This window comes from Hyphomonas jannaschiana VP2 (assembly GCF_000685215.1).
GTDB lineage: Bacteria > Pseudomonadota > Alphaproteobacteria > Caulobacterales > Hyphomonadaceae > Hyphomonas > Hyphomonas jannaschiana.
In genome coordinates, this window is record NZ_ARYJ01000004.1 from 132,428 (window position 1) to 149,175 (window position 16,748).

A 16,748-nucleotide genomic window follows, 5' to 3' on the forward strand; every position below is an offset into this window, starting at 1 on the left:
TGACCGTAGGAAAATATTCACGATGTAGAAAATCGGGGGTGTGGTGCGATACCCACCCTGCGCTTGCTATCTTCTCAACGTTCCAGGATTAAGGGCGTGGCTGCGCCGGTCTGCGTGTCTATTTGGTAAGAGCCCCCATCCCAGCGATAGGCGGTCAGTGTGTCATTCTCGAAATGAAGTTTCGTGAAGGGGGTCCCCTCAGTATCGAAACAACTATGTACTTGCCATAGCAAGTTACCATTCGCATCGACCGCAAATATATTTCTGGCCTGCTCTTCCTTGCTGAAGCGCCTGCCTTTCGCGAGGCGATCTAGTAGAACAACTGCGCTTCCGTCCGGCAGGTCCAATTGTTGAGCGATTTCGGAAGCTTTCAGGTTTTTGATCATATTATTATCATAGCAAGGCGTGACAGTAGGCGCTAGGACAATATTCCTCCCTCGCTTGACCGTAGGCAAATAATCCTATAGCGCTGGCGCCTGCGAAAATGGCGGAGTGTGGCCTTATGCGGCACAAGGATATCTGGCGGGGGATTGACCAGTTGGCAGCCCATCATGGGCTGACCCCCTCGGGCCTTGCGCGCCGGGCGGGGCTGGACCCGACGGCCTTCAATCCGTCGAAGCGCGAAGGCGCCGATGGCCGCCCGCGCTGGCCGAGCACCGAGAGCCTTGCTCGCGTGCTGGACGCAGTCGGCTCCGGCTTTGACGATTTCGCCGCTCTGATCGATGGCCGCCGGGGCGCGACCGCGCCGCTGATCGGCTTCGCGCAGGCCGGCCGTGATGGCTATTTCGACGATGCGGGCTTTCCCGCCGGGCAGGGCTGGGAAGAAGTGCGCTTCCCCGGGCTTGGCACCGAGACGGTCTACGCTCTCGAAATCAGCGGCGACTCGATGGAGCCGGCCTACCGCGCGGGCGACCGCATCATCGTTGCCCCCGGGGCAGAGGTGAAAAAGGGCGACCGGGTCGTTGCGAAAACCACGGGCGGCGAAGTGATGGCCAAGGTTCTGGAGCGGAAAAACAGCCGTACCATCGCGCTCGCCTCGCTCAATCCGGATTATCCGGTGCGGGAGTTCAAACCCAGTGAAATCGCGTGGATCGCGCGGATTTTATGGGCGAGCCAATAGAAATTATTGACACCCTTGTGACATCAGATGCTTTGCAAAACCCCCAAAAGCGGGTGATTACGCGCGCATGACTGACAAGCCCATTGAAGAGCCGACCCCGCAGGAATCGCTCGACCCGGAAAACTGGGACGAATTCCGCGCGCAGGCCCACCATATGCTGGATGCCGCCATCAACCGGCTGCAGGACGCGCGCCAGGGCCGCGTGTGGACCGAGCTGCCGGGCGAGATCAAGGACACGCTGAAGGCGCCGCTGCCCCGCGAAGGCTGGGGCGTGCCGGACGTGATGGAGCGGATGGAAGCGCTGCTGCCCTATGGCGCGGGCAATACCAATCCGCGCTTCTTCGGCTGGGTGCATGGCTCCGGCACGCCGGCAAACCTGCTGGCCGAGATTGCTGCCTCCGCGATGAACGCCAATGTCGGCGGGCGCGATCATGGCGCGATCTATGTCGAGAAACAGGTCGTGCGCTGGTGCCGGGAATTGTTCGAGTTTCCGGAGACCGCCAGCGGCATTGTCGTCTCCGGCACGTCCATCGCGACGATCATCGCGGTGAAAGTGGCGCGGGATGCGCGGCTGAACTTCCTGAGCCGCAAGGAAGGCATCTGCGGGCACGGCCTGGTCGGCTACACTTCGACCGAGACGCATTCCTGTGTGGCGCGGGCATTTGACTTGCTCGGCCTCGGCTCTGACGCGCTGCGCAAGATCCCGGCGAATGACCGGTTCGAAATCGACATGGACGCGCTGAAGGCCGCCATCGCTGCCGACCGGGAGGCGGGCCTCACGCCCTTCATCGTGATCGGCACGGCGGGCACGGTGAATGTCGGCGCAATCGACCCGCTGGAAGAACTGGCCGACCTCGCCGCAGAAGAGAGCATGTGGTTCCACATCGATGGCGCTTTCGGATCGCTCGGTGTACTGAGCGACCGGGTGAAGGACAGGCTGACAGGCGTAAAGCGCGCGGACTCGCTGGCCTTCGATTTCCATAAATGGCTGCACGTGAATTATGATGCGGGCTTCGCGCTGATCCGGGACGAGAAACTGCACCGCGCCGCCTTCACCGACCGGCCGGATTATCTGACCGCCAAGGCCCGCGGCCTGGCAGGTGGTAATCCGTGGCCTGTCGAATATGGTCCGGAGCTGTCGCGCGGCTTCCGCGCGCTGAAAGTGTGGGCGCAGATCGCCGAGTTCGGCACAGACCGCCTTGGCCGCATGATCGAGCGCAATTGCTATCAGGCCTCTTATCTGGGCGAGCAGGTGGAGAAGACGCCGGGCCTCGAGCTGCTGGCGCCGGTGGCGCTGAACATCTGCTGCTTCCGCTATGTCGAGCCGGGCCTGCCGGACGCGGTGCTGGACGCGATGAACGACGAGATCGTCATCCAGCTGCAGGAGCAGGGGAGCGCCGCGCCGTCCACGACGCGCCTCAAAGGGCGTCTCGCCATCCGCGTGAACATCACCAATCATCGCACCGCACGCGCCGACCTGGATATTCTGCTGGAAGAGGTTCAGCGCATCGCCGCGTCGCCGGAAGTTGCGGCGGTACGCGACGCCGCGCTGAAGGATGCAGGCTAGGCTCTTGCCGCCACAACAAGAAACGGTCAGAAGTCATTGATGGACTGGGGTAAACTTCGTTCTTTCCACGCTGCGGCGGAAGCTGGCAGCCTGACGTCTGCCGGGGACCGGCTCGGCATTTCGCAGTCGGCTGTCTCGCGCCAGATCGCGGCGCTGGAGGAGACGCTGGGCGTGTCGTTGTTCCAGCGCCATGCGCGCGGCCTGGTGCTGACCGATGCCGGGCACACGCTGTTCCGCTCCACGATGGACATGGCGCAGGCGGCGCAATCTGCGAATACGGCGCTGCGCGACCAGCAGGAAACCCCGCAGGGCGAGCTGATCGTGTCGGCCCCGGTGGCCTTCGGCTCCACCTGGCTGGTGCCGCGCCTTGGCGGCTTTGTGAAAAAGCACCCGGACCTGCACCTGGATCTCCGTCTCGAAGACCGGGAGTACGACCTGCTCAAGCTGGAGGCCGAATGCGCCATCCGCCTCTGGGCCGCCGACAAGGCAGACCTGATCCAGCGCAAGCTCGGCACAGTGGCGACGAACCTCTACGCCTCACCGGAATACCTGAAGACGGCCGGCATGCCGCGCACGCCGCAGGACCTCGATAATCACCGCATCATCGCCTATGGCGACGAAAGCTCGCCCCTGCAGGAGATGAGCTTTGCCTGCCGTGTCGGCCGCGACGATGCCCCGCCGCGCCCGGCAACGCTGAAGGTGAACAATGTCTTCGCCATGTTGCGGGCCGTCGATGCCGGCCTCGGCATTGCAGACGTGCCGGACTATATGGCCTCCACCATGCCGCGGCTGGTGAAGGTCCTGCCGGAAAATGTCGGCCCGATCTTCGATCTCTACTTTATCTACCCAAGCGATCTGCGCCGCTCGAAGCGCGTTGCGGCGTTCCGCGACTTCGTAACAGCTGAAACAGAAATGCTACGCCGCTCAGCCATGCGGCAGGTCTAAATGAACGGCAGTTAATCATGCATAATTGCATGAGTGATCTGACACAGTGGTGGTTGTGCAAGTGCGAAAAGGGACTATCTAGGCGTTATGCCAAGGGTCCCGGGCATTACCCAATCATTCCTCCGATTGGGCGTTTCCTCCCCCTTCGGGACCCGATACTCATAAGCCCGGCGCGTCAATCGCAGCCGGGCTTTTTTTTCGATCCCCAATCAGGCCGCGGGATTCCAGCCCGCCGATGACCAGATAGACCGCCAGCGCAGCCAATACGGCAAACAGGTAGGAGCCCTCATAGCCCTGCGTCCAGCCGGGCATGGACGCCGACGCGCCCTCATCAAACAGGCTGACGAACCAGGCCGGCATGCCCTCACCGAAGAAACTGGCGAGCGCCCCCGCCACCATGGCCCCGAGGGCCGCCATTTCGCGTCCAAATTTGGAATGCAGTCCGATCAGCAAGGCGACCGCGATGCCGGCAGAGCCGAAGGAGGAGGCGATTTCGACGAGGCCCTTGATCGTTTCGCCCGAGGCCGCGATGGCGTAGGCGAAGAGGCCGGCCAGCAGGGTGAGCGAGCGGCCGAAAAGCAGCTTGCGCGGCTCCGGCAGGTTGCGCGCCACCCGCTCGATCAGGTTCCGGCTGGCAATGGCGGAGACGGCCAGCAGCGTCGTGTCGACCGTCGACAGGATGGCTGAGACGAGCGCGCCCATCAGCACGGTATACATGAGCGGGGAGAGGTATTGCCGCGCCAGTTCCGGCAGGTAGCTGTCGGTGCTTTCCGCCTCGAAGCCTGCCGCATGGCCGAGCAGGCCAATGACCAGCGGGATCGCGCCCAGCACCAGGTAAAGCCCGGAGGCGAGATAACAGCCCATGCGGGCGACGCTGGCGGACTTCGCGCCAAGGAAGCGGGAGATTGCCTCCTGTGCCACGAGCGAGCCGACGATGGGGATCATCCAGGCGTCGATTGTGGAGAGCCAGCTTTCCTTCGTGCCGTCCTCTTCGGTCAGGCGCCATTGCAGCTGTTCCGCCCCGATATGGGAGAAGGAGAAGTCGCCGGTCGCCAGCACGGTGATGAGCAGGATGACGAGGCCGCCCATCATCACGGTGCCTTGCACCATGTCGGTCATCGCATCGCCCAGCAGGCCGCCAATGGTTGTGTAGAGGATGATGATCACCGCCCCGGCGAACAGGGCAAAGCCAAGATCGATCCCGGCGGTCTCCGACAGGATCTGGCCCATGGCGAGCAGCTGGGCCGAGGCCCAGATGATCGAGGTCGGGATGGTGAGCACGGCGGCGGTAACCTCTGCGCGCTGGCCAAAGCGCAGCTGTATATAGTCCGGAAACGTCATCACGCCGGATTCGCGCAGCTTGTAGGCGAGGAAGAGGGCCATGCCGATCAGGCAGAGCGTGTAGCCGAAGGGGTCTGCCCGTCCGCCCGCGAGGCCTTCCTCTGCAATGGCGCCGGAGGCGCCCATCACCGTCTCCGCCCCGAACCAGGTGGCGAAGACGGAGACGCCGACCATCAGCACACCGAACCGGCGCCCGGCGACGAAATAATCGGCCTCGGAATTGACGAACCGGCTGGCCCAGACCGCGATGGCAAATTGCAGCACGATATAAACCGCAAGCGCAGCGACCATCCGCCAGATCTCCCGTCTGAGCCCCTCAGAAGAGCGAAACGGTTATGACGTTTTGGCCGCCGCGCAAGCGGTTTGTTAAATTGGGGGAAATAAGTCTAAACCTTGCATTGGAATTTGTCGCTTGTGAAAAAAAACGAGCGAACTGGAGCGAGTATGTCAACTAATCCGCGTAAACGAATGGGGCTGTTGGAGTGGTTGGGTTTTCGCGAGCAGTGGTCATTGTCAAGTTTTAGGTGGCTTGGGCATCTTTTGGGTGCGTTCCTTTTTTGTCTCGCCTTTGTAGTGTTTTGTGCATCAATTGCGATATTCATCCACTTTTTCCTCGCTCTTCTGACTAGAGGGCCATACGCAGACGACAAAGCAGGCGAGGGTATTCGCAATATCGGGTTGGTCTTGGCCGCACTATTCGGAGCACCGTTTTTGGTTTGGCGCTCCATTGTGCTTGCCCAACAAGCCCAAACTGCTGCGGAAGCTTTGTTTAACGACAAGATCAACGCTGCAGTTCAGGAGCTTTCTGCTCGACGAGAGGTGACAAGAGTCGTCGAGCAGAATGGTGCCGAAGAAGTTTTGCGAGTGTGGGAAGATGACCTGGTATCACGGGTGGTCGCAATTGACCGCTTAGAAGGCTTAGTTGCCGAGCGCGAAGATGCGGCTCCTCGCATTGTCAGGCTGTTGGCAGCGTATATTCGTGGAAACTTTCAGTGTAATGACCTTAAGCCGACTGAAGGGCTAAAGATACGAAAAGTTCCGAGAATGGATCTGCAGAAGGCCGTTGATTGTATTGGCAGAATTTTAAAAACCGCCGCAGAAGTCGATGACGGGCATTGGCGGTTGGATTTGACTGGGTGTGATTTTGATGGGGTTATTTTTGCTACTGGATATTTCAGGGCGGTGAATTTCTCGAAGAGCAGATTCGAGGGGAGCGTCTTAGACGAGGGCATGTTCGAAGGTTGCTATTTCGTTGGTACACTGCTCAATTATGGAAGCTTCCTATCAGCCAACTTAAAAGGAGCGCGGTTTGACTATGCCGTCGTGAATAGACCGGAACCTGTTCCGGGTGGGTTTGTTGAAAGTCTCAATATGGGAGATATTTCCGGTGCGACTTTCATTGGAGCAGACATATCAGCAATCGACTATCTTGGTGAGGCGGATCAAATTGCCAAGACGTTCGGTACAAAAGACACAAAGCTTTCCGACAATATGCGTGAACGCAAATTGCCTGATGTTCAATTCAATAAAGCGATTGTAATGAGGCGAAGAGTTGGAAAAATCGATCTCACGGAAGAGCAGCAACAGCTCGTTGATGAGTTAGAAAAGTCCGGCTTTCAAAATTGGTCTCCGCACAATTCTTCAGACGGAATTACAGGGCACTTGGTCTCAAAATTCTTTGATGAACTAGGTATGACCTCTTGGCCTCATAAGCGTTAGTGACTGTGTGTGGTATTCGATTCTAGATTGAAGCAAACAGCGCAAACATGAACGTCATACGCTGTTTGCGTTAGTGCGATCCTAGCTGCTGGCGCGCAGCATCCAGGCGGTTTTCTCGGCGATCGTGGCCCGCTGGGTAAACAGGTCGGCCGAGACGGCATCGCCATTGCCTTCGGCCACTTTCAGGCCTTCCTTGGCGGCGCGGCTGACGGCTTCGTGGCCCTTGGCGAGGTTGGCGACCATGTCGCTGGCCTCCGGGATGCCATTGTCCGGCTTGATCGTGGCGAGGTCGGTCATTTCACCGGGGGAACCCGGAGCGAAATGGTCGAGGGCGCGGATGCGTTCGGCGATCTCGTCGAGGGCGGCCCAGAGTTCGGTATACTGGGTCATGAACATGGCGTGCAGCTCGTTGAAGCGCGGGCCCGTCACGTTCCAGTGGTAGCCATGGGTCTTGGCATAGAGCGCGTAGGTCTCGCCCAGTAGCTTCTTCAGCGCCTCGACGGATTGGGCGCGTTGGTCTTCGGTCAGGCCAATGTCGATAGGCATGAAATCTCTCCTTCTGGTTACTCCAACCATATGGGGATTAGCTGCAGTTGCAGCTAATCGAATGGTCGCAGGCAACCTATAGGAAAAATCTATTTCAGGGCTTCGCAGAAGCGCTGAATCCGCACCAGCGCTTCCTTGAGCGCGGCGTCAGACGTCGCATAGGAGACCCGGAAGGCCGGGGAGAGGCCGAAGGCGGCGCCGAACACGACGGCAACTTTCTCGGTCTCCAGCAACTCGGTCGCGAAATCCTCGTCGGTCTCGATCAGCTTGCCGGACGGGGCCGTCTTGCCGAGCACGCCCGCACAGGACGGGTAGACATAGAACGCGCCTTCCGGTGTCGGGCAGTGCAGGCCGGGGCATTTGTTCAGCCCCTCGACCACCATGTCCCGGCGGGCCTGATAGGCGGCCTTGCGGACGGGCAGGAAGTCCTGCGGGCCGTTCAGCGCCTCGATGGCGGCATACTGGCTGATCGAGCAGGGGTTGGACGTGGTCTGGCTGATCACCTTGCTCATCGCCTTGATCAGCTTGTCCGGCCCGCCGGCATAGCCGATGCGCCAGCCGGTCATGGCGTAAGCCTTGGACACGCCATTGATGGTCAGCGTGCGCTCCCACAGGGCAGGCTCGACCTGGGCAATCGTCGTGAACTCGAAATCGTCATAGACGAGATGCTCATACATATCGTCGGTCATCACCCAGACCTGCGGGTGGCGCAGCAGCACGTCGGCCAGCGCTTTCAGTTCCGCGCGGGTATAGGCAGCGCCGGTCGGGTTCGAAGGCGAGTTCAGGATCAGCCATTTGGTGTTCGGCGTGATCGCCGCCTCCAGCGCATCCGGCGTCAGCTTGTAGCTGGCGTTCGGGCCGCACTCGACCTTCACCGGCTCGCCGCCCGCCATCAGCACCATTTCCGGATAGGACACCCAGTAAGGCGCCGGGCAGATCACTTCGTCGCCGGGGTTCAGCGTGGCGACGAGGGCGTTGTAGATCACCGGTTTGCCGCCGGGCGCGACGTGGATCTGCGCGGGCGTGTAGGTCAGGCCGTTCTCGCGCTGGAACTTGCCGCAGATGGCTTCCTTCAGTTCCGGCAGGCCATCGGCCGGCGTGTATTTGGTCTTGCCCTCACGGATGGCGCGAATGCCAGCTTCCTTGATGTTGTCCGGCGTGTCGAAATCCGGTTCGCCTGCGCCGAGGCCGATCACGTCATGGCCGGCGCGTTTCAGTTCGGCCGCCTTGGTGGTGACGGCGATGGTGGCGGAAGGTTTGACGCGGTCCAGCGCGTCCGACAGGCGGAGATCAGCAGCCATGATAAATCCTTGAGGTAAGTCCCCGGGAGCAGGGCCGGGCAGGAGCGTCCGGCGGGCCCGGAATACGCGTCGCGGCGCGCGGCGGCAAGCCCTGTTCCCGCGGCATTTCGGGCTGGGGCATGGTTAATCGCTGATGACCGCAACCGGCGCGATTTCGCCTGCGCAGCGGCGCCATGATTAAACATTGTGTGCGAATCTACACGCTGGTTGGAGGGGCTTCTTTTTCCTGTGGCAGGGGAGGAGAGACATAATGATATTGGCATCGGTACCGAACACGTACGAGACGGTCGAACGCGAGTTCGGCCGCGCAATGGCAGATGCAACCAGAGATCTTCAGGTCTGGTTCGAGCGGCTTTCCGACATGGAACGGCTGATGGGGCTGTGTGGCTTCATCCTGCTCCTGTTCTTCCTGATCCTCACCAAATCTGCGACACGGTCGGCCGACCCCGGTAATGGCCGGAGCTTTATCGGGTCTTTCACACTGGTGGTGGTGTTCAGCTTTGTGGCCGGGATGCTGATCGATTCCCCGTTCGATCCGCGCCACTTCGTGAACGAAGACTTCATCCGCCGCTTCGTCTAAGGCTCGCATAAAGGCGGCAGGTCGCCTATTTTGCGGAGATGAAGACTGACTCGCCAGGCGCCGCCCCCATGCGGGGCGTTGACGTCATCAAGGACAATCTGACCCGCTTGCCGGCAAAGCCCGGCGTCTACCGCATGTACGGGGACGTCGACGAAGTGCTGTATGTCGGCAAGGCGCGGAACCTGAAGGCGCGCGTCTCGAACTATGCTCGCCTCGGCGGCCACACGCAGCGCATCGCGCGGATGATCGCCCTGACGCGGCGGATGGAATTCGTTGTCACCGAAAGCGAGACCGAGGCCCTGCTGCTGGAAGCGAGCCTCATCAAGAGCCTGAAGCCACGCTTCAATGTTCTGCTGCGGGACGACAAATCCTTTCCCTACATCCTGATCCGGCGGGACCATGAGGCGCCGCAGATCAAGAAGTATCGCGGCTCCAAACAGGACCAGGGCGACTATTTTGGCCCCTTCGCCAGCGCCGGGGCGGTGATGCGCACACTGGATACGCTGCAGAAGGCCTTCCTGCTGCGCACCTGCGAGGACAGCGTCTACAATGCCCGCACGCGGCCCTGCATGCTGCACCAGATCAAACGCTGTGCCGCGCCCTGCGTCGGGCTGATCTCCACAAAGGATTATCAGGAACTGGCCGACGAAGCCGCCGACTTCCTGCGCGGCAAGGGGGCGGACCTGCAGAAACGCCTCGCAAAGGAGATGGAAGAGGCCGCCGAGGCGATGGATTTCGAGCGCGCGGCCTCCCTGCGTGACCGGATCCGTGCCATCGCCCATGTGCGTGGCAGCCAGGACGTGAACCCGGACGACATCGAGGAGGCTGACATCTTTGCGATCTCGATGGAAGGGGGCGTCTCGTGCGTGCAGGTCTTCTTCATCCGCGCCGGGCAGAACTGGGGCGCGAGCGCGCACTATCCGCGCCACGAGCGTGATCAGACCGCGGAGGAAGTGTTGAGCGCCTTCCTCGTGCAGTTCTACGACAAGCGCCCGCCGCCGCGCATGATCCTCGTCTCCGACATGCCTGATCAGGCGGACCTGATTGCCGAGGCGCTGAGCCTGAAAGCCAATCGCAAGGTCGAGATCCGCAAGCCCGAACGCGGCAGCAAGAAGGACCTTGTCGCCCAGGCCGCCCGCAATGCGACTGAAGCCGTGACGCGGAAACTGTCGGAGACGGCCAGCCAGACGCGCCTGCTGAATGAAGTGGCAAAAGTGTTCGAGCTGGAAAAGCCGCCGGAGCGGATCGAGATTTACGACAACTCCCACATACAGGGCACGAACGCCGTGGGCGGCATGGTGGTGGCGGGCCCCGAAGGCTTCATGAAGAATGCCTACCGCAAGTTCAATATCAAGGACACGACCCTCGAACCCGGCGACGATTACGGCATGATGCGCGAAGTGATGCGCCGCCGCTTCAATCGCGCCAAGAAGGAGCGGGAAGAGGGCAATCCCGCCAACTGGCCGGACCTTGTCCTGATCGATGGTGGCCTCGGCCAGTTGAATGCGGTGATCGAGGCGCTGGCGGAGATTGATCTGACGCCGGACGATGTGACGCTTGTCTCCATCGCCAAGGGCGTGGACCGCAATGCCGGCCGCGAACAATTCTTCCGGCCGGGCCGGGCGCCGTTCAAACTGCCGGAAAATGCGCCGGTGCTTTACTACCTCCAGCGCCTGCGCGACGAAGCGCACCGCTGGGCCATCGGCGCGCACCGGCAGAAGCGCTCTGCCGCCATCGGCAAGTCACCTCTGGACGAAATCGAAGGCATCGGCCCGGCGCGCAAGAAGGCGCTGCTGCACCATTTCGGATCCGCCAAGGGCGTGTCCCGCGCAAAAGTGGCGGACCTGATGGAAGTCGACGGCGTCAACGAAGCGCTCGCCGAACGCATCCACGGCCATTTCAACGGGGGTTAGGCGCCGTTGTTCGCAGCCCGTGCGGCGAGGCTGCCGATATAGCTTTCCATCAGGTGGACGAGTTCGTCTTCCAGCACATCCGGATCCAGCGCCAGTTCGGGTTCGGCCGCGGCCGCGCGCAGCAGGTAGATGACGGCGTGGGTGAGGATGAAGGAGGATTCCTTGCCGAGGGCAAAGTCCAGCTCTGACCGCCCGCTGATGGATTCGAGGAAGGTGAGGTGCTGGCGGCTGACTTCGGCGCCGCCGCCCGTGCGGAAGAGGGCATCCGACAGGACCATCCGCGTTTCCGCCGAGCCCTGCAGCCCATGCATCAGCGCCCGCACGATGGCCCGGACACCGCCGGTCTCCGGTGCGTCGAGCACGATGGCGGTGATTGTCTCGCGCATGGCATCGCTCTGGCGCTGGCCCATAGCAGCGAGGATGGCGTCCTTGTCCCTGAAATACTGGTAGAGGGTTCCGATACTGACACCGGCGCGCTCGGCGATGCGGCTGGTCGTCAGTTTTGACAATCCATCGCGCTCCAAAATCTGAAAGCTTGCTTCCAGAATGGCGTCCACAGTCGCCTGGGCGCGATCCTGTTTCGGCTTTCTTCTTTTCTTTTCAGTCACTTGAGGTTGTCCGATGCCCGGGTGTGCCGGGGCTTCCAGATGCGAATGGAAAATCTGAGGATTTCTTACATTATGGATTGGACAATGCGTAAAACGCAATCGGAGACTTGAATGACCGTATCGCTCGAAGACGTGCACAGGCGTATCGAACGCCAGAAAACCGACCTTCCCGTGATGTATGGCGATGTGGATTTCTCGATCGTACCCGAGCGCTATACCGACGACCTCTCCGTCAGTTCCATGAAGGATTACATGACGAAATTCCCGGCCCCGCCGGCCGACATGGTGGCGCGGGTGAAGGCCTATACGATGCTGGGGGACATCACGTCGGATGCTTATGCCGCGTTGATGCCGGAATATGGTTTCAAGCGGCTGGTCGACATGCTGACCATAGCTTGCGACGAGGGCATTGAGGCGGTGCCGGATGCGCCGCCGGAGCTGGCCGCCCTGATCGCTGAAATGGAAGTGAAGCCAGACTGGCTGGACATGGATCTTGTGCGCGAAGGCGCGCGGCTGAACCGGCTGCCCATGGCGGAGACCTCGCCCTGGATGATCCGCGGCGCGTTCCTGGCCACCTTCCTCAACAAATATACCGCGCTTCCGATGGCACTGACCGGCACGCTCAGCCATTCGACCGCCTCGCGCCGGGTGAACGAGACAGCGACCTTCTTCACGGTGACGACCCTGCCGGGCGCACTGGAGCCGCGCGGGGAAGGTTTCAAGGCTGCCGCCATGGTACGGCTGATGCACTCGATGGTGCGCTTCAATGTGCTGCGCCGCGTGAAGGGCTGGGACCAGTCCGTCTACGGTATTCCGATCCCGCAGGTGGACCAGATGCCGGCAGGCCTGATCGACGTGTTCCTGCTGGCCTACAAGATGGAGGCGGAGGGACGTACGGAGTTCACACCGGAAGAACGCGCCCGCGTCGAGTTCAGCCGCTATCGCTGTTACCTTCTGGGCTTGCCGGAAGACCTGCTGATGGATACGCCGCAGGGCATTATCGACATCATGAATGCGCGCAGCGGATCGATCCGCGCCGGGTTCGATGACGAGACCTGCGGGGCGCTGGTGCGGGCGACGCTGTCAACCTATCTGCCGCCGGACAAATCCCTCGGCAACCGGGTCCACAATGCACTGGAGCGCCGCCTGGCGCGCCTCGTTCTGGTGCGGCACTTCCTGGGTGGGAACAGCCAGATGGCGCGCGACATCGGGGTGCCGGTCGGCCCGCTGGATTATGCCGTAGCCGCCGTCTTGTTCCCGATGATCTCAATCAAGATGGCGATCTATCAGACGGCGCTAAAAGTGCCGGGCCTGCGCGGGCTGGTCGACCGGCACCTCGTCGCCAAACTCCGCCGTTTGCTCGTGCGCTACGGCCATGCCGAGTTCACGACAGATGCATCAGCCTATCGGCTGGCAAAGCCGGTCCCGGCTGAGTAGGGGGGGCAGCAGCGGGTTTCGGGTGGGGAACCCGCTGCTGTTATCCGCTATAGATGCCGTCCGGAGACGGACATCAATCGCCCTGATCCATGGCGACGATGATCTGGGCGAAGCCGTTGGAGATGCGGCCCATGTTCTCAACCGACATCCGCTCATTGGTGCCGTGGAACCCGGTCAGGTCCACCGGTGTGAGGACGCCCGGCGAGAAGCGGTAGACGCGCGGCGTGATCGCCGTGGCATAACGCCCGTCGGTGGCGCCGATCACCAGGGCCGGGGCAACCGGGGCACCGTCACCGGCGGCTTCGGCGACGCTGGCCAGCACGGCATAGGGGCGGCCATCGGTGGGCGAAACGGGCGAGGCTTCGCCACTCCCGGTTTCCGGGGCGCTGACCTCGATGCCTTCAATGTCAGCGGTCACTTTTTTCACATGGTCCACCACGTCTTTGACCGTATCATTCGGGTGGACGCGGAAATTGACGACGGCGGTGGAGCGCTGCGGCAGGACATTTTCCTTGGCCGACCCGGCCAGCATGGTCGGGGCGGTCGTGGTGCGTACCATCGCATTGCCGGCGGGCGTCGCGGAGAAGGATTTCTCCACCATTCCGCCAAACAGCCACATATTGGCGAGCGCCATTTTCTGCATGAAGGGCATGTCGCCTGCAGACGCGCGCAGCAGGTCGGAGACCGGCGGCTTTGAGAAGTCCGCCGGCATCTGGTTCTCGTCGAGCGCGACGATGGCCTTGCCGAGCTGCACGTTCACGGAATCGCGCGGCGGCATGGACGAGTGTCCGCCTGTGCCGAGCGACGTGACCTGTAGCGTGACATAGCCTTTTTCGGAAACGCCGATCATGCCCATCTTGGCACCGGTCAGCGGCGACGGATCAAGAACGGCAAAGCCTTCATCGACGGCCATGACAGGCTCGATGCCGCGGGATTTCAGGAGGGCGATGCTTTTCTCTGCGCCGGAGCCGAGGACTTCCTCGTCATGTCCGAACTGGAGAATGACCGTCCGCTTCGGCTGGAAGCCGGACGCGGCGAGGGCGTCCACAGCTTCCATGATGCCGATCAGGTTGCTTTTGTCATCGAGCGCGCCGCGGCCGTAAACATAGCCATCGATGATGTCGCCCTTGAACGGGGCGCCGGTCCAGTCACCCTCTGTGCCGATATTCACCGGCACAACATCCTGGTGAGCCATCAGCAGGAGCGGCTGGAGGGACGGATCAGAGCCCTGCCAGGTGTAGAGCAGGGTCAGCGTGTCCGGCACGATTTCCTTCGTCATCGCGGCATGGGCGGCGGGGTAGGTCTCTTCCAGCCAGTCATGCAGCTCCAGCCAGGGACCTTCCTGACCGGGCCGCGGGTCGCCGCCGGCCAGCGTGATGGTTTTGAACCGGATGGCTTCGGAGAGGTGTTCTGCTGCTGTGTCGGCAGAGATGGCGGGCACATCCGGCAGCTCGACCCGGTCTCCGACAGGGGCGCCGCCATAAGTGAACGTCCGGTAGAGAACGATCCCGGCGACCAGAACAATCAGGGCGCCAAGCCCCATCAGGATTTTCTTCAGCAATGTCAGGCCCTCCTCAGTGCTGCGCGCGAACGGACACTGTTGCCCCCGGGGTCGTCAAGCCGCAGTGCAGCATAAAAATGACTTGGCCGTCACGAATTTCACGGCAATCATGCGCGCATGACTGACGCTCCGGCCAAGCGCCTGTCCCTGCCAAGGGTACTCGCTTTTTCATCTTTGAGTATCCCGCTGGCAGGCGTTGGCCTGCCGGTCGGGGTGTATCTGGCGCCGCTTTATGCGCGGGAGGTCGGTCTCGGGCTGGAACTGACCGGCCTCCTGTTCATGCTGCTCCGCTTCTGGGACATCTTCACCGATCCGGTGATGGGCTATCTGGTCGACCGGTATCGCAGCCCGTGGGGGCGCGTGCGGCACTGGGTTGTGCTGTCGGTGCCGATCTTGGGGTTGGCCACCTTCTTCGTCTACATGCCGGACGTGGGAGAGAGCCCGGCCTATTTCGTCGGCTGGATGATCCTGTTCTATATCGGCTTCACCCTGTTGCAGACGGCGCGCTCGGCCTGGGTGCCGGCGATCGCGGTCGACTATGACGACCGGTCGCGCTTCTTCCAGTGGGCCGAAATTGTCAGCGTCCTGTCGATGCTGTTCCTTCTCGCGATCCCGGTCGTGCTGGAGCTTGCCGGCTTTAAAGTCGGGCGGATGGGGCAGGTGGCTGTCATGGGCTGGGTGCTGCTGATCGCGCTGCCGATCTCGGCGTTCCTGGCATGCACATTTGTGCGCGATGAACCTGTGCGCGGCGACAAGGGGCACACCGAGAAGTTCCGGTTGCGCCCCTTCATCGCGGCCCTGCGGAACAGGTATCTGGGGCATATCCTGCTGCTGGAGCTGTTGTCCGGGACGGCGATTGCCGTGACCTCGGCGAACTATCTGTTCGTTGCAGAATTCGTGTTCGGCCTGTCGGATGGGATGAGCAGCCTGATCCTGATGTTTTTCTTCATCATGGCGGTTTGCGCCCTGCCGCTTTGGCTGAAACTGGCTGAGCGCACCGAGAAGAGCTTTGCGTTCAAGGCGGCAGCGCTTTTGTCCTGTTCCAGTTTCTTCATCTACTATCTGGCCGGGCAGGTTGGCGGGTTCTGGCCGCTTTTCATCGGCGCCTTCTTCAACGGCGCGGCATTCAGCGCCCCCATGGTGCTGGCGCGGTCGATGACGGCGGATGTCGTGGAATGGCAGGTGTCACAGACCGGGGAGAACCGGTCCGGCATCTATTATTCCCTCATCACCAGCGCCTACAAGGTCGGCAGCAGCCTGGCCCTTGGCGTCGGCTACCTGATCCTCGGTCAGTGGGCCGGATTCCATCCGAACAAGGATAACTCGCCGGAAGCGATCCATGGTCTCTTGCTGGTGTTCTGCCTGTTGCCGGGCACGCTTTACCTGCTCGCGGCGTTTGCCGCATCGCGCTATCCGTTCACGCGGGCCATGCAGCAGGAAGTCGCCAAATCGCTCGACCCGCGTGGGCCGGAGATCATGGACTAGAATCCGCCGCCTTCGGCCAGCCATTCCTTCTCGGCGTCCGTTGAGTCCCGGCCGAGCGCCTTGTTCCGGTGCGGGAAACGGCCGAATTCGTCGATCACCTTCTTATGGTCTTTGGCATATTGCAGCGTGTTCTCGATCAGGTCTCGAAAGCCTTCGCGCGCATCGACCAGAAGGTCGGTAAAGACCTGGACAGAGCGCGCCTGATCGTCCGGCGCTTCAGAATGTTCGAGCGGCAGGTAGAAGAATATCCGCTCCACTTCCGACAGGCCCTTGTCCTGATTCAGGGCGAGACCGTCCTTGCAGAGGAGAAGGGCGAGGCTGTCCTGTTCGAAGGCCTTGGCATCGTCGCGGTAGAGGTTCCGGCTGAACTGGTCGAGCACGATGATGACGGCCAGGCGTTCGCGCGGACCGCGGGAGGCCCAGTCCTCCGCCGAGGGCAGGTCTGACAGTGTCTCCAGCAGGGCGCCGAAGCGTTCGCGGATCTCCGCATCTGTCTCTTTCGATTTGCCGAACCAGAGCTTGTGCTTTTCCCCCGCCGCGTCCGGAGAGGCAGACGCCTCGCCAATCCAGTAGTCGATGACGTCCTGCGGTGTGGGGAGTTCGCTCATTCTGTTCAGGCCTGTTC

Annotated in this window: 15 protein-coding genes; 8 read left to right on the top strand and 7 right to left on the bottom strand. The window is 61.6% G+C overall.

What is annotated here, in order from left to right:
• Positions 1-74 precede the first annotated feature (74 nt).
• A complete protein-coding gene (locus HJA_RS07235; protein ID WP_035580170.1) occupies positions 75-386 on the bottom strand; it encodes a DUF7957 family protein in 312 nt (103 codons plus the stop codon).
• Positions 387-502: 116 nt separating this feature from the next.
• On the opposite strand from HJA_RS07235, the gene HJA_RS07240 reads away from it, so the two are divergent.
• From HJA_RS07240 to HJA_RS07250, 3 genes are all read left to right on the top strand, one after another.
• On the top strand, positions 503-1,120 hold the full coding sequence (locus HJA_RS07240; RefSeq protein ID WP_035580171.1) for a S24 family peptidase: 618 nt from the start codon (positions 503-505) through the stop codon (positions 1,118-1,120).
• 67 nt (positions 1,121-1,187) lie between these two features.
• On the top strand, positions 1,188-2,687 hold the full coding sequence (locus HJA_RS07245) for a pyridoxal phosphate-dependent decarboxylase family protein (RefSeq protein WP_051597476.1): 1,500 nt from the start codon (positions 1,188-1,190) through the stop codon (positions 2,685-2,687).
• 39 nt (positions 2,688-2,726) lie between these two features.
• On the top strand, positions 2,727-3,632 hold the full coding sequence (locus HJA_RS07250) for a LysR family transcriptional regulator (RefSeq protein ID WP_035580173.1): 906 nt from the start codon (positions 2,727-2,729) through the stop codon (positions 3,630-3,632).
• Positions 3,633-3,791: 159 nt separating this feature from the next.
• Here the strand turns inward: HJA_RS07250 and HJA_RS07255 are convergent, their stop codons facing one another.
• Entirely contained in the window at positions 3,792-5,264 is a 1,473-nt protein-coding gene (locus HJA_RS07255; RefSeq protein WP_051597477.1) for a high affinity choline transporter 1, read from the bottom strand.
• Between the two features lie 153 nt (positions 5,265-5,417).
• Between HJA_RS07255 and HJA_RS07260 the strand changes: the two genes are divergently transcribed.
• A complete protein-coding gene (locus HJA_RS07260) occupies positions 5,418-6,692 on the top strand; it encodes a pentapeptide repeat-containing protein (protein ID WP_155839888.1) in 1,275 nt (424 codons plus the stop codon).
• Between the two features lie 81 nt (positions 6,693-6,773).
• On the opposite strand, the gene HJA_RS07265 is transcribed toward HJA_RS07260, so the two are convergent.
• Complete coding sequence (locus HJA_RS07265; protein WP_035580177.1) at positions 6,774-7,238, bottom strand: Dps family protein; 465 nt, start codon at positions 7,236-7,238, stop codon at positions 6,774-6,776.
• An 89-nt stretch (positions 7,239-7,327) separates the two neighbouring features.
• Complete coding sequence (locus tag HJA_RS07270) at positions 7,328-8,539, bottom strand: pyridoxal phosphate-dependent aminotransferase (protein ID WP_035580186.1); 1,212 nt, start codon at positions 8,537-8,539, stop codon at positions 7,328-7,330.
• A gap of 250 nt (positions 8,540-8,789) precedes the next feature.
• Between HJA_RS07270 and HJA_RS07275 the strand changes: the two genes are divergently transcribed.
• Positions 8,790-9,119 carry a hypothetical protein gene (locus tag HJA_RS07275; protein WP_035580196.1) on the top strand — a complete coding sequence of 110 codons (330 nt, stop codon included), beginning with the start codon at positions 8,790-8,792 and terminating at the stop codon, positions 9,117-9,119.
• Between the two features lie 38 nt (positions 9,120-9,157).
• Positions 9,158-11,032 carry an excinuclease ABC subunit UvrC gene (uvrC, locus tag HJA_RS07280; protein WP_035580199.1) on the top strand — a complete coding sequence of 625 codons (1,875 nt, stop codon included), beginning with the start codon at positions 9,158-9,160 and terminating at the stop codon, positions 11,030-11,032.
• Here the strand turns inward: uvrC and HJA_RS07285 are convergent.
• Positions 11,029-11,640, bottom strand: a complete 612-nt coding sequence (locus HJA_RS07285; protein ID WP_035580202.1) for a TetR/AcrR family transcriptional regulator — start codon at positions 11,638-11,640, stop codon at positions 11,029-11,031. The genes uvrC and HJA_RS07285 overlap by 4 nt on opposite strands.
• Positions 11,641-11,751: 111 nt before the next feature.
• On the opposite strand from HJA_RS07285, the gene HJA_RS07290 reads away from it, so the two are divergent.
• The gene (locus HJA_RS07290) at positions 11,752-13,077 is read left to right on the top strand and encodes an oxygenase MpaB family protein (protein WP_035580205.1); all 1,326 of its coding nucleotides are present in this window, start codon (positions 11,752-11,754) and stop codon (positions 13,075-13,077) included.
• Positions 13,078-13,150: 73 nt separating this feature from the next.
• Here the strand turns inward: HJA_RS07290 and HJA_RS07295 are convergent, their stop codons facing one another.
• Positions 13,151-14,638 carry a M20 family peptidase gene (locus HJA_RS07295; protein WP_035580207.1) on the bottom strand — a complete coding sequence of 496 codons (1,488 nt, stop codon included), beginning with the start codon at positions 14,636-14,638 and terminating at the stop codon, positions 13,151-13,153.
• Between the two features lie 117 nt (positions 14,639-14,755).
• Here HJA_RS07295 and HJA_RS07300 point away from each other — a divergent pair, with 117 nt between their 5' ends.
• Positions 14,756-16,123, top strand: a complete 1,368-nt coding sequence (locus HJA_RS07300) for an MFS transporter (protein ID WP_035580211.1) — start codon at positions 14,756-14,758, stop codon at positions 16,121-16,123.
• Here the strand turns inward: HJA_RS07300 and HJA_RS07305 are convergent.
• Positions 16,120-16,731: a DUF924 family protein gene (locus tag HJA_RS07305; RefSeq protein WP_035580216.1), complete on the bottom strand. Its 612-nt coding sequence runs from the start codon at positions 16,729-16,731 to the stop codon at positions 16,120-16,122. The two genes, HJA_RS07300 and HJA_RS07305, sit on opposite strands and share 4 nt — an antisense overlap.
• Positions 16,732-16,748 lie beyond the last annotated feature (17 nt).